Source organism: Xanthomonas sp. F4 (assembly GCF_011761895.1).
The window spans coordinates 275,611-297,731 of the sequence record NZ_JAASQX010000004.1; the positions used below are offsets into that span (position 1 = coordinate 275,611).

A 22,121-nucleotide genomic window follows, 5' to 3' on the forward strand; every position below is an offset into this window, starting at 1 on the left:
AGGCCGATCCCGATGCCCCTGTTTCCTTCCCGACTAACCTTGCTGTGCTGCGCCGGCCTGCTGCTGGCCTCGCCGCTGCAGGCCGCGGCTGCGGTGCCTCCCGCAACTGCGCCGGCGTCGCCGCCTACGGCGACCCCGTTGCCGGCGCCGCACGTCCTGCAGGTTCGCGGGCTCGCTATCGGCGCCGGCCTGCCCAAGATCATCGTGCCGATCACCGCGAAAGACGCCGAGCAGGCGCTGGTGCAGGCGCAGCGCATCGCCGCCTCGCCCGATGCGGATATGGCCGAATGGCGCATCGATCTGATGGACGACGCCACCGATGCGGCGACGCTGGCGGCACTGGGGCCGCGCCTGGCGCAGGCGCTGCACGGCAAGCCGCTGCTGCTGACCTTCCGCACCAAGGCCGAAGGCGGTGCGGTGGCGATCGACGATGCCGCCTACGGCGCGCTGTACGCCCGCCTGCTGGAGGCGCGCTTCGCCGACCTGCTCGACGTGGAGATGTTCCGCGATCCTGCGGTGGTGCGGCAGCTGGTGGAGCAGGCGCACCGGCAGGGCGTGTACGTGGTGATGTCCAGCCACGACTTCCACGCCACTCCGCCGGTGGCGGAGATCGTGGCGCGGTTGCAGCGGCAGCAGGCACTGGGCGCCGACGTGCTGAAGATCGCGGTGATGCCGCGCGATCCGGGCGACGTGCTGCACCTGCTCGACGCCACCTGGCAGATGCGCCAGCGCAGCGGCCAGCCGTTGCTGACCATGGCGATGGGGCCGTTGGGCGCGGTGTCGCGGTTGTCCGGCGGTACCTTCGGGCAGAGCCTGACCTTCGGCATGCTCGGCAGCGCTTCGGCGCCGGGACAGATCGACGCGGCGCGGTTGCGGCAGGCGCTCGACGCGCTGCAGGCCGCCGCGCCCTCCAAGTAGTCCCGCGACGCCGCGGTTCCCGTTCGCCGTTCTTGCAGGAGTGTTGCCATGAGCCATGCCGCCGCCCCGCCTTCCGCGCTCGTCCTGGACCGCATGAGCGGTTTCCAGTGGACGGCGATTGCGGTCTGCGTGCTGTTGAACATGCTGGACGGGTTTGACGTGATGGTGATGGCGTTCATCGCCCCACACGTGTCGGAGGCCTGGCACTTGTCCGGCAAGCTGCTGGGCATCGCGCTCAGCGCCGGGCTGGTGGGCATGGCGCTGGGCTCGCTGTTGCTGGCGCCGCTGGCCGACCGCTGGGGCCGGCGCAACATGATCCTGTGCTGCCTGGCGATCCTGACCGTGGGCATGGCCGCCTCGGCGCTGGCGCAGGACATCTGGCAACTGGCCGCGCTGCGCGTGTTCACCGGCATCGGCATTGGCGGCATGCTCGCCGGCGTCGGCGTGATCACCGCCGAATACGCGAGCCCGAAGTGGCGCAGCACCGCGGTGGCGCTGCAGGCAACCGGCTATCCCATCGGCGCCACGCTGGGCGGCTTGATCGCCGCGATGCTGCTGGAACGCTGGGGCTGGCATGCGGCCTTCCTGTTCGGCGCACTCGCCTCGCTGCTGTGCATCCCGGTGGTGCTGGCGCTGCTGCCCGAGTCGTTGGACTTCCTGCTCAGCCGGCGCCCGCCGGATGCGCTGGCGCGGCTCAACGGGCTGCTGACGCGCATGCGCGCACCGACCCTGGATGCCCTGCCGCCGCGCCCGCCGGTGCAGGAGAAGGCGGGCTACGCGGCGCTGTTCACCCCGCGCCTGCGCCGCAACAGCGTGCTGATCGCGCTGGGTTTCTTCATGCACATGTTCGCGTTCTATTTCGTGCTGAGCTGGACGCCAAAGTTGCTGGTGCAAGCCGGGGTGTCGGCCGAACAAGGCGTCACCGGCGGCGTGCTGCTGAACCTGGGCGGCATCGTCGGTGGCGCCTTGTTCGGCGGTCTGGCTGCACGCTTCGCATTGCCGCGCTTGACCGCGGCCAGCTTCCTGATCGCCGCACTCGCGATGGCGGCGTTCGCCACGCTCGGCGCGCAGCTGCAGTTGGCCTTCCCGGTGGCCTTCGTGATCGGCGCGGCGCTGTTCGGCTCGATGGCCGGCCTGTATGCGGTGGCGCCGATCGTGTTCGCGCCGACCGTGCGCACCACCGGCCTGGGCTGGGCGATCGGCATCGGCCGCGTCGGCGCGATCCTCTCGCCGATGACCGTCGGCGTGCTGGTCGACGCCGGCTGGCAGCCGGCCAACCTGTACTACGTACTGGCGTTACCGCTGCTGGTGGCCATTGCCGCGGTGCTGACGATGCGGCTGCAACCGTCGCGTTGAAGGCAGGGCGGCCCGGGCGCGCGTCTGGTCCAGAGGCCGAAAACAACACGCGTGACGGCGCTGGCGGCGCCACCTGGCCTACGTCACCCTCTCGGCGCCGCTGTCCGGCACTGCGACCGATGTGTCGGCGGTGCAGGCCGGCGACAGTCAGTGCCAGCGCTGCACCGGTACCGACGACACCGCGCGCTGGTACCGCGCCAGCTTCGAATGACGACCCACCACGTTCCCTCCCTATCGTCGATGGCGTGGTCGACCTGCCCATGCATGACGTGGTGAGTGTGCAGCGTGTGCGTTGCTCGGTGCCCGGCATCGCGGTGGCGGCCAATGTGCTGCGTCCGCTCTAGGCGGCCTGAGGCCCCATGGATGCGGGACGCCTCGGTCCAGGGCCATCGCGCGCAGGCGTTGCCTGCGCGCGACCTTGCTACTTGGCGTTCGGCAGCGCGTAGGCGATCACGTAGTCGCCGCGGTCCGGCGACTGCCGTGCGCCGCCGGCGGTGATCACGATGTACTGCTTGCCGTTCTTGGCCGACACGTAGGTCATCGGCCCGCCCTGGCTGCCCACCGGCAACCGCGCCTTCCACAGTTCCTTGCCGGTGCCGCTGTCGTAGGCGCGCAGGTAGTAGTCCTGGGTGCCGGCGATGAACACCAGGCCGCTTTGGGTGGCCAGGGTGCCGCCCAGCGTCGGCATGCCGATCGGAATCGGCAGGTGCATCTTGAAGCCGAGCGGGCCGGTGTCCTGCACCGTGCCCACCGGCACCTGCCAGGCGATGCGGCGGGTCTTCAGGTCGATCGCGCTCAGCGTGCCGAACGGCGGTGCCTGGCAGGGGATGCCCAGCGCCGACAGGAAGCGGTTCTTGTTGACCGCGTACGGCGTGCCCTTCAGCGGCACTGCGCCCATGCCGGTGTTGACCGCCTCGCCGCCGCTGGAGGCCGCCGCCTTCTCGGCCTTCTGCGGAATCATCTGCACCCACAGGCCCAGGCGCATGTCGTTGGCGAACACCACGTCGTGCAGCGGATCGACCGACAGCCCACCCCAGTTCATGCCGCCCAGCGAGCCGGGGAAGCTCAGCGACACGTCGGTGCCGGGCGCGGTGTACAGGCCCTCGTAGCGCATCTGCTTGAAGGCGATGCGGCACAGCATCTGGTCCAGCAGGGTGGCGCCCCACATGTCCGCCTCGGTCAGATGCTTGGTGCCGATCTGCGGCATGCCCACCGACAGCGGCTGGGTCAGCGCATACGGTTCGTGCGGGATGTCGGCGGCCTTCACCGGCACCTCGCGGACCTCGGTCAGCGGCTTGCCGGTGGCGCGGTCGAGCACGTACAGCTGCCCGGCCTTGGTGCCGATGATCAGCGCCGGCACGCGGCGGCCGTCGGCCATCGGGAAGTCGATCAGGCTCGGCTGCATCGGCAGGTCGAAGTCCCACAGATCGTTGTGCACGGTCTGGTAGACCCACTTGACCTTGCCGGTGCTCGCGTCCAGCGCGGTGATCGAGGCGCCGAAGCGGTGGTCCAGCGCGGTGCGCTCGGCGCCGTACAGGTCGGTCGACGGGCTGCCCATCGGCAGGAACACGGTATTGGAGGCGGCGTCGTAGGACATCGGCGCCCACACGTTCGGCGTGCTGCGCACGTAGGACTTGCCCGCGGCCGGCGGTTGCGTGTCCTGCGGGTTGCCCGGGTCGAAGGCCCAGCGCTGCGCACCGGTGATCACGTCGAAGCCGCGGATCACGCCGCCGGGCATGTCGGCCTGGACGTTGTCGGCGACGCGGCCGCCCACCACCACCGTGGTCCCGGCCACGGTCGGCGCCGAGGTCAACTGGTACAGCGGATCCGGCGCAGCGCCGAGGCCGGCCTTCAGGTCGACCTGGCCGTTCTGGCCGAAGCCGCTGCAGAACGCGCCGGTGTCCGCATCCAGCGCGATCAGCCGCGCGTCGATGGTGTTGGTCAGCACGCGGCGCCGGCAATTCGCGCCGGCCGGCAGCACCGCCGCCGCCACCGGCGAGGCGCCGGCCGCGCTGGGCTGCGCCAGCGGCGCATCGGTATCGAAGTAGGCCAGGCCGCGGCAACGCTGCCAGACCGAGGACTGCGCGTTGATCTCGCGCTTCCACAGTTGCCGGCCGCTGCTGGCATCCAGCGCGATGACGTTGTTGTGCGGGGTGCACACGAACAGCGTCTCGCCGATCTGCAGCGGGGTGGTCTGGTCCTCGGCGCCGTTGCCGTCGCTGAGCGCGATGTCGCCGGTGCGGTAGGTCCAGGCCACCTGCAACTGGCTGACGTTGCCGCGGCCGATCTGGTCCAGCGCGGCGAAGCGGCTGCCGCCGGCGGTGTTGCCGTAGTGGCCCCAGTCGCGTTGCGCCTGCGCCGGGGTCACCGGTACCGGTGCCGGGCCGGGGCCGCTGGCGGCCACCGGCGGGTGCGGCACGAACATGCCGGCCAGGCCGCCGGCGCAGGCCAGTGCCAGCACCGCCGCCAGTGCATACGCACCGCGTCCGCCGGGCAGGCCGCGGGCGCGGCGCAGGGTCGGGTAGACCAGGGCGACCAGCAGCGCCAGCACCGCCGGCATCATCAGCCGCGAGACCAGCGGCCAGAACGCCAGGCCCGCGTCCCAGTAGGCCCAGGCCACGCTCAGCACGAAGGCCAGCGCGTAGAGCCAGGCGCCGGCCGGGCGCCGCCGCAGCACCAGCAGCGCCGAGGCCACGCAGGCCGCGCCCATCGCCAGGAAGTAGACGCTGCCGCCGAGCGTGGCCAGGCGGATGCCGCCGACCAGCAGCGCCAGCCCGATCAGTGCCAGCAGCAGGCCGACGCTCCACAGCACGATCCGGCCACCGGCCGACACATCCGATTGGGTTTGCACGTTTTCGATCCTCTGCAGGGTAGGCGCGCGGCGTCCGCTGCCAGCCACGACGGCGGCGAGGGCGGGGCGTGCGCACGATGGCATGCCGCAACTCGAAAGAGCGTCGGCAGGCTGGGCGATTATCGCATTTGTGTTCGGTAATAGAACGAATGGCCATGTTCGACGGCGCGATGCTGCGCGCCGGCTCCGACGTTTCTCCGACCTTGGTGAAGCCCGTACAACACACCGTTACAGCGATGGTGCGATGCGACACATCGGTGGAGTAGCGTTGCGCGTTTCTTCCCAGCCGCACTCCCCATGTCCGACCTCTTCCAGGCGCCTCGTCGTCCCGTTCGCTGTGCCCTGTTGCTGGCCATTGCCGTGGCCGGAGGCTGCTCCGGCGACAAGCCGGCGTCCGCGCCGCCGCCGCGGGTGGGGGTGCTGACCCTGGGCGCGCGCACCCTGCCGGTCGAGCGCACCCTGGCCGGTCGCACCGTGGCCTACGAGACCGCCGACGTGCGCCCGCAGGTCGGCGGCCTGCTGCGCCAGCGCCTGTTCCAGGAGGGCCAGGAGGTCAAGGCCGGGCAGGCGCTGTACGTGATCGACCCGGCGCCGTACCAGGCCGCCTACGACATCGCGCGCGGCAACCTGGTGCAGGCCGAGGCGGCGCTGGCCAGCGCGCGACCCAAGGCCGAGCGCACCCGCAGCCTTACCGACATGGACGCGGCCAGCAAGCAGGACGCCGACGACGCGGTGTCCGCGCTGCGCCAGGACGAGGCGGCCGTGGTCGCCGCCAAGGCGTCGTTGCAGGCGGCGCGGATCAACCTCGACTACACCCGCATCACCGCGCCGATCTCCGGCACCATCGGCACCTCCGCCTACACCGTCGGCGCGCTGCTCACCGCCGCGCAGGACGCGGCGCTGACCACCATCCAGCGGCTGGACCCGATCTACCTGGACGTCACCCAGTCCAGCACGCAGATGCTGGCGCTGCGTCGCCAGCTCGATGCCGGGCAGATCCACGCCATCGACGGCAAGGCGCAGGTGCAGGTGCGGCTGGAGGACGGCAGTACCTACCCGCATGCCGGCACCCTCGAATTCGTCGGCACCCAGGTCAACGCCGGCACCGGCAACGTCACCCTGCGCGCGGTGGTGCCCAACCCCGAGCACCTGCTGCTGCCGGGCATGTACCTGCGCGCGGTGCTGCCGATGGCCACCGACCAGGGCGCGGTGCTGGTGCCGCAGCAGGCGGTGACCCGCGACAGCAAGGGCGAGCCGGTCGTGAAGCTGCTCGACGCGCAGAACAAGGTGGTGGAGCGCCACATCCGCACCGGCGAGGCGGTCGGTCACGACTGGGTGGTGGAGTCCGGGCTCAAGCCGGGCGAGCGCCTGATCGTGGTCAACGGCAGCCGCGCCGAACTCGGCAAGCCGGCGCAGCCGTATCCGGTCACCGCCGCCCAGCTCGATGCCGCGCCGGCGCTGCCGGGCGACGACGCCCAGGCCGACTGAGGACTCCCGCATGTCGCGCTTCTTCGTCAACCACCCGGTGGTGGCCTGGGTCATGGCCATCGTCATCGTCCTGATCGGCATGCTGGCCATCCATGGGCTGCCGGTCGAACGCTATCCGCACATGGCGCCGCCCACCATCACCGTGCGCGCCACCTACACCGGCGCCTCGGCGCAGACGGTGGAGAACACCGTCACCCAGCTGATCGAGCAGTCGCAGCAGAGCCTGGACCACCTGCTGTACATGACCTCCACCAGCGCCTCGGACGGCAGCGCGCAGGTCAACCTGGTGTTCGAGACCGGCACCAATGCCGATACCGCGCAGGTGCAGGTGCAGAACCAGTTGCAGTCGGTGATGTCGGTGTTGCCGCAGGCGGTGCAGCAGAACGGCCTGGTCATCACCAAGTCCAGCGGCTCGCTGTTCGAGGTGGTGGCGTTCACCTCCGACGACGGCAGCATGGACAACTTCGATGTCGCCAACTACATGGAATCGAACATCGACGACCAGATCAGCCGCGTCAGCGGCGTCGGCAACATCCAGCCGATGGGCTCGGAATACGCCATGCGCATCTGGCTGGACCCGGAGAAGCTGCGCAAGTACGCGCTGATGCCCTCGGACGTGGAGAACGCGCTGCAGTCGCAGAACACCGACGTGTCGGCCGGCGAGATCGGCGGCCAGCCGGCGCTGCGCGGGCAGCGCCTGGACGCCACCGTGACCACCCGCAGCCGCCTGCAGACCCCCGCGCAGTTCGGTGCGATCGTGCTCAAGAGCGACGCCGGCGGCGCCGCCGTGCACCTGTCGGACGTGGCCAAGATCGGCCTGGGCCCGGAGACCTACGACAGCATCACCCGCTTCAACGGCAAGCCCTCGGCCTCGCTGGGCATCGAGCTCAACTCCGACGCCAACGCGGTGGAAACCTCCAAGGCCATCGACCAGCGCCTGCAGGAACTCAAGCAGTACTGGCCGCACGGCTTCAACTACCACATCGCCTTCAGCACCACGCCGTTCGTCACCACCTCGATCAAGGAGGTGGTCATCACCCTGATCGAGGCGGTGTTGCTGGTGGTCGCGGTGATGTACCTGTTCCTGCAGAACTGGCGCGCCACGCTGATCCCGACCATCGCCGTGCCGGTGGTGCTGATGGGCACCTTCGGCGTGCTCGCCGCCTTCGGTTACTCCATCAATACCCTGACCATGTTCGCGATGGTGCTGGCGATCGGCCTGCTGGTCGACGACGCCATCGTGGTGGTGGAGAACGTGGAGCGGGTCATGGGCCAGGAAGGCCTGCCGCCGAAGGAGGCGACGCTGCGCTCGATGCAGCAGATCGGCGGCGCCCTGGTCGGCATCGTGCTGGTGCTGACCGCGGTGTTCGTGCCGATGGCGTTCTTCAACGGCGTCACTGGCGTGATCTACCGGCAGTTCTCCATCACCATCGCCGCTTCGATGATCCTGTCGGTGCTGGTGGCGATGACCCTGACCCCGGCGCTGTGCGTGACCATCCTCAAGCCGCTGCACCAGGGCGAGGCGCCGATCGGGTCGCACGGCCGCCTGGGCTGGTTCTTCGTCTGGTTCAACACCCGCTTCCGGCACCTGTCCGAGCGCTACCGCACGCTGGTCGAGCGGGTGCTGGGCAAGCGCGCGCTGGGCCTGGTCGCCTATGCGCTGCTGATCGCGGTCACCGGCCTGCTGCTGTGGCGCCTGCCCGGCGCGTTCCTGCCCGACGAGGACGAGGGCATGCTCAACGTGCTGGTCAAGCTGCCCGCCGGCTCCACCCTGGAGCAGACCCTGGCGGTGACCGACCGGCTGACCAAGGCCGCGCTGAAGGACCCCGGCGTGCGTTCGGTGCTGTCCTCGGCCGGCTTCAGCGTCACCGGCGCCGGCCAGAACGTCGGCATGGCGTTCGTGCGCCTGAAGGACTGGGACGACCGCGACGACGATGCGGCAACCATCGCCGACCATCTGAACAAGGCGCTGGCCGACGTGCCCGACGCGGAGCTGTTCGTGACCTCGCCGCCGGCGATCACCGGCCTCGGCGACGCCTCCGGTTTCACCTTCGAACTGATGGACTACGAAGGTGCCGGTCACGCCGCGCTGGTCGCTGCGCGCGACAAGCTGCTGCGGCTGGCCCAGCACGATCCCAAGCTGATGAACGTGCGCTACGCCAGCCTGGAAGACGCGCCGGTGTACGCGGTCAAGATCGACGACGCCAAGGCGCAGGCGCTGGGCGTGGACCCGGGCGACATCAACGCCACGCTCAACAGCGCGCTCGGCGGCGACTTCGTCAACAACTTCATCTACAAGGGCCGCATCAAGAAGGTCTACGTGCAGGGCGATGCCGACGCACGCATGGCGCCGCAGGATCTGGACCGCTGGACGGTGCGCAACGGCGGCGGCGACATGGTGCCGATGTCGGCGTTCACCCGCTCGCACTGGACCAGCGCGCCGGCGGCGCTGGAGCGCTACAACGGCGTGTCGGCGATGGAGCTGACCGGCCAGGCGGTGCCCGGGGTCAGCTCCGGCGCGGCGATGGACGCGATGGCCGAACTGAGCAAGCAACTGCCGCACGGCTTCGGCTACGCGTGGTCGGACATGGCCTATCAGGAAAAGCTGTCGGCCAACCAGGCGCCGGCGCTGTACGGGATCTCGCTGCTGTTCGTGTTCCTGTGCCTGGTGGCGTTGTACGAGAGCTGGTCGATCCCGTTCGCGGTGATGCTGGCGGTGCCGGTGGGCGTGTTCGGCGCGGTGTTGCTGATGACCTTGCGCGGCCTGGAGAACGACGTCTACTTCCAGGTAGGCCTGCTGACCACGGTGGGCCTGGCGGCGAAGAACGGCATCCTCATCGTCGAGTTTGCGCGCGACCTCGAGCACCGCGGCGAAAGCCTGCTCGCCGCCACCCTGCACGCGGTGCAGATGCGTCTGCGGCCGATCCTGATGACCTCGCTGGCGTTCCTGCTCGGCGTGCTGCCGCTGGTGTTCAGCAAGGGCGCCGGCTCGGCCGCGCGCCACTCGCTGGGCACTGGCGTCACCGGCGGCACCCTGGCCTCGATCACCCTGGGCCTGTTCTTCGTGCCGCTGTTCTACGTGATCGTGCGGCGGATGTTCCCCGGGCCGTCGGTCGCCCACTCGGAGACGCAGGCATGAGCGCCGCATCGCGCATGAGCGTGGCGGTGGCCACGCTGCTGGCCCTCTCCGGCTGCACCCTGGCGCCGACCTACGTGCGCCCGGCGGCGCCGGTGCCGGCCGATCTGGCGGCGGTCGACGCGGCGCCCGTCGCGGGCACCGCCACCGATACCCTGGCGATGCCGGACTGGCAGCAGGTGTTCCTGGATCCGCGGCTGCGCCAGACCATCGCGCTGGCCTTGCAGAACAACCGCGACCTGCGCGTGGCGATGCTGTCCATCGACAAGGCGCGCGCGCAGTACCGCCTCCAGCGCGCCGCGCAGTTGCCGTCGTTCGATGCCAACGCCAGCGTGAACCGCAGTCGCACCAGCGCCGCCAGCAACGACGACGGCGTTCCCGAGGTCAGCACCAGCGACACGCTGCAGGTCGGGCTCAGCAGCTGGCAGTTGGATCTGTTCGGACAACTGCGCAGCCTCAAGCAGGAGGCCCTGCAGAACTGGCTGTCCAGCGCCGAGAACCAGCGCAACGTGCGCCTGACCCTGGTCGCCCAGGTCGCCGCGGCATGGCTGACCGTGGGCGCGGACCAGGAACAACTGGACCTGGCGCAGCAGACCCTGGACAGCCAGACCCAGACCCTGCAACTGACCGAGCGTCGGCACGACATCGGCAGCGCGTCCGGGCTGGACCTGGCGCAGCAGCAGACCAGCGTGGAGTCGGCACGTGTCGCCGTCGCCAGCGCCGCCACCCAGCTGGCGCAGGCGCGCGATGCGTTGCAGCTGCTGGTGGGCGCACCGGTCGATGCGGCGCTGCTGCCGACCGCGCAGGCCATGCAGGGCAGCGTCGCACTGGCGGGGCTGCCGGCGCACCTGTCCTCGACGGTGTTGCTGCAGCGCCCGGACGTGCTCGCCGCCGAGCACACCTTGCAGGCGGCCAATGCCGACATCGGCGCCGCGCGCGCGGCGTTCTTCCCGTCGCTGAGCCTGACCGCGTCCACCGGGCGCAGCAGCGATGCGCTGTCCACGCTGTTCTCCGCCGGCAGCCGCACCTGGTCGTTCGTGCCCAGCATCACCGCGCCGATCTTCCACGCCGGTGCGCTGAAGGCCTCGCTGGACGCCTCCAAGCTCGGCAAGGACATCGCCGTGGCGCAGTACGAGAAGGCGATCCAGTCGGCCTTCGCCGAAGTGGCCGACGCCCTGGCCACGCGCGATCACCTGCAGTCGCAGCTGACCGCGCAGCAGGCCCTGGTCGACGCCAGCCAGCGCAGCTACACCCTGGCCGACGCGCGCTACCGCGCCGGCCTGGACGGCCACCTGCCGGTGCTGGATGCGCAGCGTTCGCTGTTTGCCGCGCAGCAGGCGCTGATCGCGCTGCGCCTGCAGGACGCCAGCAACCGCGTCACCCTGTACCAGGTGCTCGGCGGCGGCGCCGACGCCCAGGCCGCCGCGCCCTGAGCACGGCGGCAAGCAGCAACGCGGACGCAGCGCTGCATGGCCAAGCTGCCCACGCCGCGGGGCGGCGTGGTCCCTCCGCGGACGGCATGGACGCTTCCGTCCATCGGCGCCGTCCGCGCTGTGTCCGACCCCGTCCGCAGCGTTGCGGCGGGGCCGGATCCACTCAGCCCTTCTTCTTTTCCTGCTTGGCCGCGCGCTTTTCCTTCAGCGTCTTGGTCGGCTGCTTCTTCTCGCTCTTCTTCTGATCCATGCCCTTGCTCATGACACCCTCGTGACGTTCATGCTGTGGAAACCCGGACTCTGCCGCACTGGCGGCGACCGTGGCCGTCACTCTACTCCGCCGGCGCACGCCGGCGCTGCGATTGTTTGTCGACGGGCGCGGCGCGGGGGTGGGCCATAATCCCGGCTCCACCCCAAGGTGCCCGTAGCTGATGAAGATCCCCCCGAGCCTGCAGCCGCTGATCGACGATGGCGTCATCGACGGCGTGCTGCGCCCGCTCAAGAGCGGCAAGGAGGCCGCGGTCTACGTGGTCAAGGCCGGTGACGACGTGCTCTGCGCCAAGGTCTACAAGGACATGGCGCAGCGCAGCTTCCAGGCCCGCGTGCAGTACCAGGAAGGGCGCAAGGTGCGCGGCAGCCGCCAGGCGCGGGCGATCGGCAAGGCCAGCAAGTTCGGCCGCCGCGAGCAGGAAGCCGCGTGGAAGGACACCGAGGCCAACGCCCTGTACCAGCTGGTCGATGCCGGTGTGCACGTGCCGCAGCCGCGCGGCTACTTCCATGGCGTGCTGCTGATGGACCTGGTCACCGATGCCGACGGCCAGAGCGCGCCGCGGCTGGGCGAAGTCGAGCTGGAACCGGCGCAGGCGGAGGCCTTCCACACGCAGTTGGTCGGCGACGTGGTGAAGATGCTGTGCCTGGGCCTGGTCCATGGCGATCTGTCCGAATACAACGTGCTGGTCGGCGCCGATGGCCCGGTGGTGATCGATTTCCCGCAGGTGGTGAGCGCCGCCGGCAACAACGCCGCCCGCACCATGCTGCTGCGCGACGTGCACAACCTGCGCGACTGCCTGGGCCGCTTCGCGCCCGAGCTCAACGCCACCCATTACGGCGAGGAGATGTGGGCGCTGTACGAGAAGGGCACGCTGCGCCCGGACAGCGTGCTCACCGGCCGCTTCACCTTCGATACCCGCCGTGCCGACGTACGCGCGGTGCGCGCCTCGATCGAGGACGCGCGGCAGGAAGCCATCATCCGCCAGCAGGGCCGCGAGGCCGCCGAGCAGGACGACTAGGGCTGTCATTCCTCCCGCGAGCATGCCGTGCCGTAAACGAGCACGTGGCCCAGTCTCTCTGCCTGGGCGACCGCATGCAGCAGCCCCACGGCCGCCTGCAAGGCGCCCATGGCCTCGGCGAGACTGAACGTATCGGCTGATCTGCTCAATCGGGGCCTGTGCGATTGCACCGAATCCAATATCGCCACGTGACCACAGGCGCGCGACCGTGCCCTTCGGTTGGGGCTGATCAACGCGCCGCCGACACAGCGCGGCGTGACCGGACGCCAAGCGGGCGCTGCGACCCACAACGCCAGCGGACGCTCGCCAACCTCGACGCGGCGCACCTGGGAATAGGTGGCACGCCGTGGCGCGAGCCCCATTCGCGCACGCCCATGCTGCGCTGCAATGCGGCGGCGGTGCAGGTGCGATACCGGCCAGTGTGCGCCGCAAGCCGCGCGAAGCCTTGCCACGCCTGCATTGCGCACACCTCTTCGCCACCGCGACCGGCCACCTGCCGCTGACCCGCCAAGCGCCGTGATGGTCGTTCCATTTCGCTTATTTGCGAAAATGGTTATCGGCAATAACAATTTGGCCGACGCCGCTTGTGCAGCCGCCCTGGGAGGGCCACCCATGTATTTCGATCCAGACGTCGTCCGTTTCTTCGCCCTGGCGCAGCAGTCCGGGCAGCCACCGATGGAGGAACTGCCCTTGCCCGAGGCGCGGGCGATGATGCGTGGCGTCGCTGCGCAGTTCGGTTTCGCGCGTGTGGAAATGGCAGAGGTCCGCGACCTGCAGGCGCCGGGTCCGGCCGCGCCGATTCCGCTGCGCCTGTACCGTCCGCACGGCCTCGACGCAGGCCCGGCGCCGACCTGCCTCTACGCGCATGGCGGCGGCGGCGTGGTCGGCGACCTCGACTCGCACGACGACGTGTGCCGACAACTGGCAGCGCGTGCCGGCTGCCAGGTGCTGGCGGTGGACTACCGGCTAGCGCCCGAGCATCCGGCGCCGGCCGGCATCGAGGACGTGATCGCCGTGTTGCACTGGTTGGCCGCGCACCCGGGCGAGGTCGGCGCCGATGCGCAGCGCCTGGCCGTCGCCGGCGACAGCATGGGCGGCGCCCTGGCGGCGAGCGCCGCGCTGGCCGCGCGCGATGCCGGCATCGCCCTGCGCTGCCAGATCCTGATCTATCCGCTCACTGACGTGCGCCCGGACAATCCCTTCCCCTCGCGCGTACACAACGCCGGCATCCCGCCGCTGACCGAAGCGGCGATGCGCTTCTTCGACAATCAGTATCTGCCCGACCCGTCGCTGGCATCGGACTGGCGCATCTCGCCGGTGGTCGCGCCGGACGTGGCCGGCGTCGCCCCGGCGCTGGTGGTGCTGGCCGACCGCGACGCGCTGCACGACGAAGGCCTGCACTATGCGCAGCGCCTGCGCGAGGCCGGCGTGGAAACCCTGGTGCGTGTCCACCCCGGCATGATCCACGGCTTCATCAACATGGGCGGCGTGATGCGCGTGGCCGGCGAAACCCTGGACCTGGCCGCGCTGCTGCTGCGTCAGCGCCTGCTGCCGGTGGTCGTCCGGGACTGAATGCCGCACGGCGCGATCGCAATGCATCGCGCCGTGTACCGCCCGCATGCTGTAGTAGCGGCTTCAGCCGCGACAGGCGTTAAGGGAACCTGTCGCGGCTGAAGACAGGGGACTCCTAACGATGCACGGTCGGTTGCCGGCACGGACCTGTCGAACTGCTTGTTCCGGCAGGGACTTCGGTCCCGGCCGCTCCGAGGCCCGATCGCCGGCCCACTCCGCTCGTCGCGGCTGAAGCCGCTCCCGCAGGTGCGGCACTCGCCTTGTCGGAGGACTGCACTGTGGGAGGGACTTCAGTCCCGACGACGGAGGGTGTCAGTCGGCTTTCGGCTTCGCTTGTCGCGGCTGCATGACAGTGGACGCCTACGCGAATGCCGCGGGCGATGCGCGTCCGGGCCAGATCACGCCACCCGGCTACGCCGCGCCCGTTCCAAGTGCACCAGCAGCAGCGAGATCGCGGCCGGGGTCATGCCGGGGATGCGCTGCGCCTGGCCTACGGTCTGCGGACGCACGCGCTCGAGCTTCTGCTGCACTTCGGCCGACAGCCCGCGCACCTGCGCGTAGTCGAACGTGGCCGGGATCGGGGTGTCTTCGTGGCGCTGCTGGCGCGCGATCTCTTCGCGCTGCCGGTCCAGGTAGCCGGCGTACTTGATGCCGATCTCCACCTGCTCGGCCACCTGCGTATCGGCCACGCCCGGGCCCAGCGACGGCACCCGCATCAGCGCGGCGTAGTCCAGCTCCGGGCGCTTGATCAGGTCCAGCACATTGGTTTCGCGGCTCACCGCCACGCCCAGCGTGGCCGCGACCTCGCGGCCCAGCGCGTTGCCCGGCGTGGCCCACAGCGCGCGCAGGCGCTCGTTCTCGCGTGCCACCGCCTCCTGCTTGGCCTGGAAGCGCGCCCAGCGCGTTGCATCGACGATGCCCAGGTCGTGGCCGATCCCGGTCAGGCGCGCGTCGGCGTTGTCCTCGCGCAACTGCAGCCGGTACTCGGCGCGGCTGGTGAACATGCGGTACGGCTCGCTGGTGCCGTGGGTGATCAGGTCGTCGATCAGCACACCGATGTAGGCCTGGTCGCGGCGCGGCGACCACGGCTCCAGCCCGCGCACCTGGCGCGCGGCGTTGAGGCCGGCGATCAGGCCCTGCGCGGCGGCTTCCTCGTAGCCGGTGGTGCCGTTGATCTGCCCGGCGAAGAACAGCCCGGGCATGGCCTTGGTCTCCAGCGAGGCCTTGAGCCCGCGCGGGTCGAAGAAGTCGTATTCGATGGCGTAGCCGGGGCGGGTGATGTGGGCGCGCTCGAAGCCGCGGATCGAGCGCACCAGCTCCAGCTGCACGTCGAACGGCAGCGAGGTGGAGATGCCGTTGGGGTAGATCTCGACCACGTCCAGGCCTTCCGGCTCGACGAAGATCTGGTGGCTGGCCTTTTCGGCGAAGCGCACCACCTTGTCCTCGATCGAGGGGCAGTAGCGCGGGCCGATGCCCTCGATCTGCCCGGTGTACAGCGGCGAGCGGTCCAGCGCGCCGCGGATGATGGCGTGGGTGCGCTCGGTGGTGTGGGTGATCCAGCACGAGACCTGGCGCGGATGCTGGGCGACCTCGCCCAGGAAGGACATCACCGGCAGCGGATCGTCGCCGGGCTGTTCCTCCATCGCCGTGTAGTCCAGGCTGCGCCCGTCGATGCGCGGCGGGGTGCCGGTCTTGAGCCGGTCCACGCCGAAGCGACCGTCGCGCAGTGCCTGCGCCAGCGCGGTGGCCGGCGGATCGCCGGCGCGGCCGCCGGCGTACTGGGTCTGGCCGATGTGGATCTTGCCGGCCAGGAAGGTGCCGGCGGTCAGCACGACCGCCGCGGCCTCGAAGCGCAGCCCGGTCTGGGTCAGCACGCCGCGCACGCGCTCGCCGTCCATCACCAGGTCGTCCACCGCGGCCTGGAACAGGGTCAGGTTCGGCTGCGCCTCGACCAGGCGCCGGATCGCGCTGCGGTACAGGTTGCGGTCGGCCTGGCAGCGGGTCGCGCGCACCGCCGGGCCCTTGGAGGCGTTGAGGGTGCGCCACTGGATGCCGGCCAGGTCCGCGGCCTGGGCCATCGCCCCGCCCAGCGCGTCGATCTCCTTGACCAGGTGGCCCTTGCCGATGCCGCCGATGGCCGGGTTGCAGCTCATCGCTCCCACCGTCTCCAAGTTGTGGGTCAGCAGCAGGGTGCGCGCGCCGGCACGCGCGGACGCCAGCGCCGCCTCGGTGCCGGCATGGCCGCCGCCGATCACGATCACGTCATAGCGGTAGAAGGAGTCGCTCATCGGGGTCTCGTCGGCCGGCGCGGGACCGGCAGCAGGGGCCGCAGGCGGGATCGCCAAGGGCGGAAACAGGAATTTTAGCGGTTGCATCACAAATTGCAGATCCGGGCCTCAAGTTGGCACGCAATCTGCAGATATTCCCACTGCACCCAACGTGGCAATGCGTCAGGGGCGTATGACTGGAATTGGAACAGGGGCCAGTCACGCGCACGTTGGGGGAGCTGGGGGCCGGTAGTCGGGGGACTACCGGCCCTTTTTTATGCCCGTCTTTCGCGCATCGCCGGCGCCGCGCCAGCAACGGCAAGGCCCCAACGCGAAAAGCCCCGGCGAACCGGGGCTTTTCGTTGTGAGGCGCCGACGCCCGACAGGGCCGGAACAGGGGGGATCCAGATTTCCCTGTCGGACATCGACATAGACAGTGGGGTCGACCCCTTCGGGTCATAAAGCGACGCAGACGGTCACCCCGTACGACGTAGAGTGCGTGCTGGGACAGGCGAACGCAAGCCCTTTCTCAGGGTTCGAGTGTGCGACGTGTCCCATTGCTGCGACCCATATTGCCGGGGCGCGGCGCCGGCGGACGCTGCATGCCTTCCGGACGCTGCATCGCTGGCCGCGCCGGCTGCATGGACTGCGGCCGCGGCGCCGAATTCAGCGCGTCCGGACGGCGCAGGCGATCCATGTCGCGCCAGGGCGAGGGCACCCGACCGCCCACGCTGGGCGGCGGCGGAGGCGGGCGCGAACCACCGTCGTCCGGCCGCGGCCGCGGCGGCGGGCGGTGACGCGGGCCGTCGTAGCCACGGTAGTAGTAATACGGCACGCCATACCCGTAGTAGCCGTAGTACGCCGGGCCGTAGCCGTAGTAGGGCACCGCCCCGTAGGGCGAGTAGTACTCGGAGTAACCGGCCGGATAGCGGTATTCGACCGAGGGGGCGCCACGGTAGTAGCCACCGTCGCCGCCTCCGGCGTAATCGTAGGTGGCGCAGCCGCCCAGTGCGGCCAGCAGTCCAGCGGCGCAGATCAGGCGCAGTTTCATGGCGTTTGCCCTCCAGCAGGCTGGCTGACAGGTTCGGTCCGTGGCATTGAATCCCCCCTTAACTTCATCGGCTGCACTTGAACGCTTAAGTTGCGCGCAACGGCGGCGAACCGGCACGGTTGGCGGACGCTGCACGTTGGCGACGATACGCTACCCTTTCGCGCATGGTCTCACGTTTTCTGCCCGAGTTCGGCGACGTCCTGGCGGCCGCCGCACGCATTGCCGCGCACGCGCGGCCGACCCCGGTGCTGCGCTCGCGGGCGCTGGATGCCGCCACCGGCGCGCAGCTGTACTTCAAGGCCGAACACCTGCAGCGCGGCGGCGCGTTCAAGTTCCGCGGTGCCTGCAACGCGGTGTGGGCACTTGACCCGGCGCAGGCGAAGCGCGGTGTGGTCACCCACTCTTCCGGCAACCACGGCGCGGCCCTGGCCCTGGCCGCGCGCACCCGTGGCATCGGCTGCCATGTGGTGGTGCCGGAGGGGGCGGTCGCCGCCAAGCTCGCCAACATCGCCCGCCACGGCGCCACGCTGTGGCGCTGCGCGCCGAACATCGCCGCGCGCGAGGCGCTGTGCGCCCAGGTGCAGCGCGACACCGGCGCGACCCTGGTGCATCCCTATGCCGATCCTGCGGTGATCGCCGGGCAGGGCACCGCCGCGCTGGAACTGCTGGACGCCAGCGGCGGGCTGGATTTGCTGGTGGTGCCGGTCGGCGGCGGCGGCCTGGCCGCGGGCAGCCGCCTGACCCTGTCGGCGCGGGCGCCGCAGGCGCAGCTGCTGCTGGCCGAGCCGGCCGGCGCCGCCGACACCGCGCGCTCGCTGGCTGCCGGCGAGCGCCGTGTGGACATGCAACCGGACACCGTCTGCGACGGCCTGCGCGGCAGCCTCGGCGAACCCAACTTCGCCCTGCTGCACGGCCATGCCGAGGTGCTGGTGGTCGAGGACGCGGCGACCGTGGCGGCGATGCGGCTGCTGTGGCAGGTGCTCAAGCAGGTGGTGGAGCCGTCCTCGGCGATCGCCCTGGCGGCGGTACTGGCGCAGCCGGCGCGCTTCGCCGGGCGCCGGGTGGGGGTGATCCTGTCCGGCGGCAACGTCGACCTGGACGCCTTGCCGTGGGGCGCGGCATGAGAGCGCGGGGTGGCTTCCGCTGGCTGCGCTGGCTGCTGCGCCTGGCGGCGTTGCTGGGGCTGTGGCTGCTGGGCGTGGCGATCTACATCGTCTGGGTCGGCGACCGCGACCAGGCGGCGCCGGCCGACGCGATCATCGTGCTCGGCGCGGCGGCCTACGACGCCAAGCCCTCGCCGGTATTCGAGGAGCGCATCCGCCACGGCCTGGACCTGTACCAGCGCGGCTACGCGCCGACCCTGATCTTCACCGGCGGCTTCGGCAACGGCGCGCGCTTCGCCGAGTCGCAGGTGGCCCGGCGCTACGCGCTGCGCCACGACGTGCCGGCCGACGCGATCCTGATCGAGACGGTGTCGCGCACCACCCGGCAGAACCTGATCGAGGCGCGCCGGCTGATGCGCGAGCACGGCCTGCACCGGGTGATCGTGGTCAGCGATCCGCTGCACATGGCGCGGGCGCTGCGGCTGTGCGAGGAACTGCAGATCGACGCGCTGGCCTCGTCGACGCCGAGCAGCCGCTTCCGCAGCTTCCAGACCCGCTGGCGCTTCCTGCTGCAGGAGCTGTACTTCTTCCATCGCGACCTGCTGGAGCAGGCCGCCTGAGGGCGGTGGCGAGACCGTATGATGGGCCTTTCCACGGCCCGAGGGCGGCAGCCATGAGCAACCACGGAGTTCCTGTGCAGGATCAGGCCATCGCCCTGGTCCAGGCCTATTACGCCGCGTTCAACCGCGGCGACTGGGACGGCATGCTGGGTATGCTCAGCGACGACGTCGCCCACGATCTCAACCAGGGCGCGCGCGAGACGGGCAAAGAGGCGTTCGCCGCCTTCCTGCAGCGCATGAATGCCAGCTACCGCGAGCAGTTGCAGGACATCGTGGTGCTGGCCGCGCAGGACGGTCGCCGCGCCGCGGCCGAGTACGTGGTGCACGGCGAATACCATCACACCGACACCGGCCTGCCGGAGGCGCGCGGCCAGCGCTACGTGCTGCCGGGCGGGGCGTTCTTCGACATCCGCGACGGCAAGATCGCCCGGGTCAGCAACTACTACAACCTGGAAGACTGGATCGCGCAGGTCTCCGCGTGAGTCGCGCGCCGGCCTGAAGCCGGCGCGTTCGCGCTGTCGCAGAACTGTCCGCTGGCCGTCATCTGCGGCCGCAGGTGCCGCGGCTATGGTCGCCGCGCCGACCGAGAGGACTGCCGATGCGCGCGCTGCTTCGTTCCCCGGCCGTCGCGGTGGCGCTGCTCGCCTGCACGCTCGCCCTGGCCCTGCTGGGCATGCGCGGGATCTGGGACGCCGACGAAGGCCGTTACTCCAACGTCGCGCTGAACATGCTGCACAGCGGCGACTGGCTCACGCCCCGGCGCAGCGAGGACGTGGCGCACTGGACCAAGCCGCCGCTGACCTACTGGGCGATCGCCGCCAGTGTTGCCGTCTTCGGGCCGTCGCCGTGGGTGGCGCGGCTGCCCTCGGCGTTGGCGTACCTGCTGTGCGTGCTGCTGGTCTGGCGCCTGGCCGCGCGGCTGTTTCCCGAACGGCCCGAACTGCCGGCGCAGGCGGCCCTGCTCTACGCGACCATGCTGGCGCCGTTCGGCGCGTCGCAATGGATTTCCACCGACTTCCTGCTCGCCGCCTGCGAGACCCTGGCGGTGTGGGCCTTCGTCGAAGCGCGGGCGCATCCGCCCGGCCAGGGCAAGCGCTGGATCGCGGCAATGTGGGCCGGCTTCGCCCTGGCGTTCATGACCAAGGGCCCACCCGGCCTGCTGCCGCTGCCGGCACTGTTGCTGTTCAACGCGGTGACGCCGGGGCCGCCGCGCCGCGCGCTGCAGATCTCCGGCATCGTCCTGTTCGCGGTGCTGGCGCTGCCCTGGTATCTGGCGGTGATCCACGGCCATCCGGGGTTGCTGCAGTACTTCGTCGGCGACGAGGTGGTCAAGCGCGTGGCCAGCGATGCGTTCGGGCGCAACGCGCAGTGGTACGGCTGGGCGGTGGCGTATGCGCCGATCCTGGTCCTGGGCACGCTGCCGTGGACGCCGGCGCTGGCGCGCTGGGCCTGGCAGCTGCCGCGGCACCTGCGACAGTGGTGGCGCGATCCTGCACTGCGCCTGCAGCAGGCCGCGCCGCTGCTGCTGACGCTGTGGCTGCTGGTGCCGCTGCTGGTGCTGTGCCTGTCGCGCTCGCGGCTGCCGCTGTACGTGCTGCCGCTGTTCGCGCCGCTGGCACTGTTGGCGGCATGGCAGCGCGCGCAGGAGGGGCGCGCGCCGTGGCGCTGGCCGTGGCTGCTGGCGTGGTGCGCGTTGTTGCTGGCGCTCAAGCTGGCGCTGGCGCTGCTGCCCACGCACAAGGATGCCGGCGCCTGGGCGCACGCGATCGCCCAGCGTGCCGGCGCACCGGTGCGCGAGGTGGTGTTCGTCGAAGACATGGCGCGCTACGGCCTGCGCCTGGAACTGGGCGCGCAGGTGCGCAAGATCCGCCTGGATCCATTGCCCGACGCGCCGCGCTTCGGTCCCGAGTACGACGCCGACCTGGCGACGCTGCTGCGGCAACCACGTGCCGGCCGCGTGTGGGTGTGCAAGGAGGTGGCCTGGCCGCAGGTGGCCGAACGCATCGCCGTGCAGGGTATGCACGCGCAGGCGCTCGGTGCGCTCTACCAGGGGCGGGTGCTGTTCCGGGTGCGGCCCGGCTCAGTCGCCGCGGCGGCGGATCGGGATCGCTGACAGCGGCACCGCGGCGATCTCGCTGCCGCCCTCGCGGATCGGCGCACCCGGCGGCGGTGCCCAGGCGTGCGCGTAGATCACTTCCCAGGTGCTGGGCAGGGTACCGTCGGCACCGCGCAGCGGCTCGTAGGCGGCGGTGGCGGCAGCGAACCGGCCACGGCCGGTGAGGGTATGGCGGCGCGCCTGCAGCGCGTTGGTGGCGCCGATCGCGCGCAGTTCGCGCATCAGTGCGGCGAGGTCCGGGTAGGTCAGGTTGAACACGTCGCGGTCCAGCACCGGATCGCGGAAGCCCGACAGCATCAGCGCATCGCCGAATTGCGCGATCGGCGCGAAGCGACTCACATGCGGCGTCGTCCGGTCGGCCTGGGCGAATGCCTCGCGCAGTTCGATCAGCGTGTCCGGGCCGAAGCTGGAACACAGCAGCAGCCCGCCGGGCTTGAGCACGCGGCGGAACCCGGCGAACACCGCCGGCAGGTCCTCGACCCACTGCAGGCACAGATTGCTGAAGATCACATCGACGCTGTGCTCGGCCAGCGGCAGCGCGCGCGCATCGGCGCAGACGCGACCGAACGGCTTCCACCAGCCGGCCTGGCGCTTGGCCTGCTGCAACATCGGCAGGGCCTGGTCGAGCGCGATCACCTGCGCGCGCGGCCAGCGCTTCTTCATCGCCGCGGCGGCATGCGCCGGGCCGCTGCCCACGTCCAGCACCACCTGCGGGACGCGGTCGCCGAGGTAGTCCAGCGATTCCAGCAAGCGCCCCTGCACCTCGCGCTGTAGCGCCGCGGCGGCGTCGTAACTGGCGGCGGCACGCGCGAACGCGCGGCGGATGTGCTGGGAGTCGAACGCGGAAGGATCCATCCGCGCATTATCGCCGCCCGCGCCGCGCTGCGGCCAGTTGTGGCGTCTGCATCACCGCGTTCTGCG

The 22,121-nt window shown here is 70.7% G+C and carries 15 protein-coding genes; 11 read left to right on the top strand and 4 right to left on the bottom strand.

The genetic code is table 11. From position 1 onward, the window contains the following. The first annotated feature begins 12 nt into the window (after positions 1 to 12). Together aroD and FHR66_RS15515 are read left to right on the top strand one after the other, a co-directional pair. Positions 13 to 918, top strand: a complete 906-nt coding sequence (gene aroD, locus FHR66_RS15510) for a type I 3-dehydroquinate dehydratase (protein WP_237475387.1) — start codon at positions 13 to 15, stop codon at positions 916 to 918. Between the two features lie 48 nt (positions 919 to 966). Next, a complete protein-coding gene (locus tag FHR66_RS15515; RefSeq protein WP_160968714.1) occupies positions 967 to 2,274 on the top strand; it encodes an MFS transporter in 1,308 nt (435 codons plus the stop codon). Positions 2,275 to 2,695: 421 nt separating this feature from the next. Here FHR66_RS15515 and FHR66_RS15520 read toward each other — a convergent pair whose 3' ends face one another. Next, the gene (locus tag FHR66_RS15520; RefSeq protein WP_160968712.1) at positions 2,696 to 5,125 is read right to left on the bottom strand and encodes a membrane-bound PQQ-dependent dehydrogenase, glucose/quinate/shikimate family; all 2,430 of its coding nucleotides are present in this window, start codon (positions 5,123 to 5,125) and stop codon (positions 2,696 to 2,698) included. Positions 5,126 to 5,422: 297 nt separating this feature from the next. Here FHR66_RS15520 and FHR66_RS15525 point away from each other — a divergent pair, with 297 nt between their 5' ends. From FHR66_RS15525 to FHR66_RS15545, 5 genes are all read left to right on the top strand, one after another. Beyond that, the gene (locus FHR66_RS15525; protein WP_202394869.1) at positions 5,423 to 6,613 is read left to right on the top strand and encodes an efflux RND transporter periplasmic adaptor subunit; all 1,191 of its coding nucleotides are present in this window, start codon (positions 5,423 to 5,425) and stop codon (positions 6,611 to 6,613) included. Positions 6,614 to 6,623: 10 nt separating this feature from the next. Next, entirely contained in the window at positions 6,624 to 9,752 is a 3,129-nt protein-coding gene (locus tag FHR66_RS15530; protein WP_160968710.1) for an efflux RND transporter permease subunit, read from the top strand. Further along, positions 9,749 to 11,182 (top strand): efflux transporter outer membrane subunit, encoded by a 1,434-nt coding sequence (locus FHR66_RS15535; protein WP_160968708.1) that lies wholly within the window; start codon positions 9,749 to 9,751, stop codon positions 11,180 to 11,182. Before FHR66_RS15530 ends, FHR66_RS15535 begins: the two co-directional genes overlap by 4 nt. Positions 11,183 to 11,613: 431 nt before the next feature. After that, positions 11,614 to 12,471 (top strand): PA4780 family RIO1-like protein kinase, encoded by an 858-nt coding sequence (locus tag FHR66_RS15540; protein WP_160968706.1) that lies wholly within the window; start codon positions 11,614 to 11,616, stop codon positions 12,469 to 12,471. Positions 12,472 to 13,083: 612 nt separating this feature from the next. Next, positions 13,084 to 14,043 carry an alpha/beta hydrolase gene (locus FHR66_RS15545; protein WP_160968704.1) on the top strand — a complete coding sequence of 320 codons (960 nt, stop codon included), beginning with the start codon at positions 13,084 to 13,086 and terminating at the stop codon, positions 14,041 to 14,043. Positions 14,044 to 14,441: 398 nt separating this feature from the next. Here FHR66_RS15545 and mnmG read toward each other — a convergent pair whose 3' ends face one another. Continuing rightward, positions 14,442 to 16,331 carry a tRNA uridine-5-carboxymethylaminomethyl(34) synthesis enzyme MnmG gene (gene mnmG, locus FHR66_RS15550; protein WP_160968702.1) on the bottom strand — a complete coding sequence of 630 codons (1,890 nt, stop codon included), beginning with the start codon at positions 16,329 to 16,331 and terminating at the stop codon, positions 14,442 to 14,444. A gap of 508 nt (positions 16,332 to 16,839) precedes the next feature. Beyond that, positions 16,840 to 17,361 (bottom strand): hypothetical protein, encoded by a 522-nt coding sequence (locus FHR66_RS15555; protein WP_160968700.1) that lies wholly within the window; start codon positions 17,359 to 17,361, stop codon positions 16,840 to 16,842. A 164-nt stretch (positions 17,362 to 17,525) separates the two neighbouring features. Here FHR66_RS15555 and FHR66_RS15560 point away from each other — a divergent pair, with 164 nt between their 5' ends. The 4 genes from FHR66_RS15560 to FHR66_RS15575 all read left to right on the top strand — a co-directional run bounded on the left by FHR66_RS15560 (position 17,526) and on the right by FHR66_RS15575 (position 21,197). After that, a complete protein-coding gene (locus tag FHR66_RS15560; RefSeq protein ID WP_160968698.1) occupies positions 17,526 to 18,485 on the top strand; it encodes a pyridoxal-phosphate dependent enzyme in 960 nt (319 codons plus the stop codon). After that, a complete protein-coding gene (locus FHR66_RS15565) occupies positions 18,470 to 19,084 on the top strand; it encodes a YdcF family protein (RefSeq protein ID WP_160968696.1) in 615 nt (204 codons plus the stop codon). Before FHR66_RS15560 ends, FHR66_RS15565 begins: the two co-directional genes overlap by 16 nt. A gap of 53 nt (positions 19,085 to 19,137) precedes the next feature. Then, positions 19,138 to 19,566, top strand: coding sequence for a ketosteroid isomerase-related protein (locus FHR66_RS15570; RefSeq protein ID WP_160968694.1), 429 nt, complete (start codon positions 19,138 to 19,140; stop codon positions 19,564 to 19,566). A 116-nt stretch (positions 19,567 to 19,682) separates the two neighbouring features. Further along, positions 19,683 to 21,197, top strand: coding sequence for an ArnT family glycosyltransferase (locus FHR66_RS15575; protein WP_160968692.1), 1,515 nt, complete (start codon positions 19,683 to 19,685; stop codon positions 21,195 to 21,197). Here FHR66_RS15575 and bioC read toward each other — a convergent pair. Continuing rightward, on the bottom strand, positions 21,165 to 22,055 hold the full coding sequence (bioC, locus tag FHR66_RS15580) for a malonyl-ACP O-methyltransferase BioC (protein ID WP_160968690.1): 891 nt from the start codon (positions 22,053 to 22,055) through the stop codon (positions 21,165 to 21,167). The genes FHR66_RS15575 and bioC overlap by 33 nt on opposite strands. Positions 22,056 to 22,121: the final 66 nt, after the last annotated feature.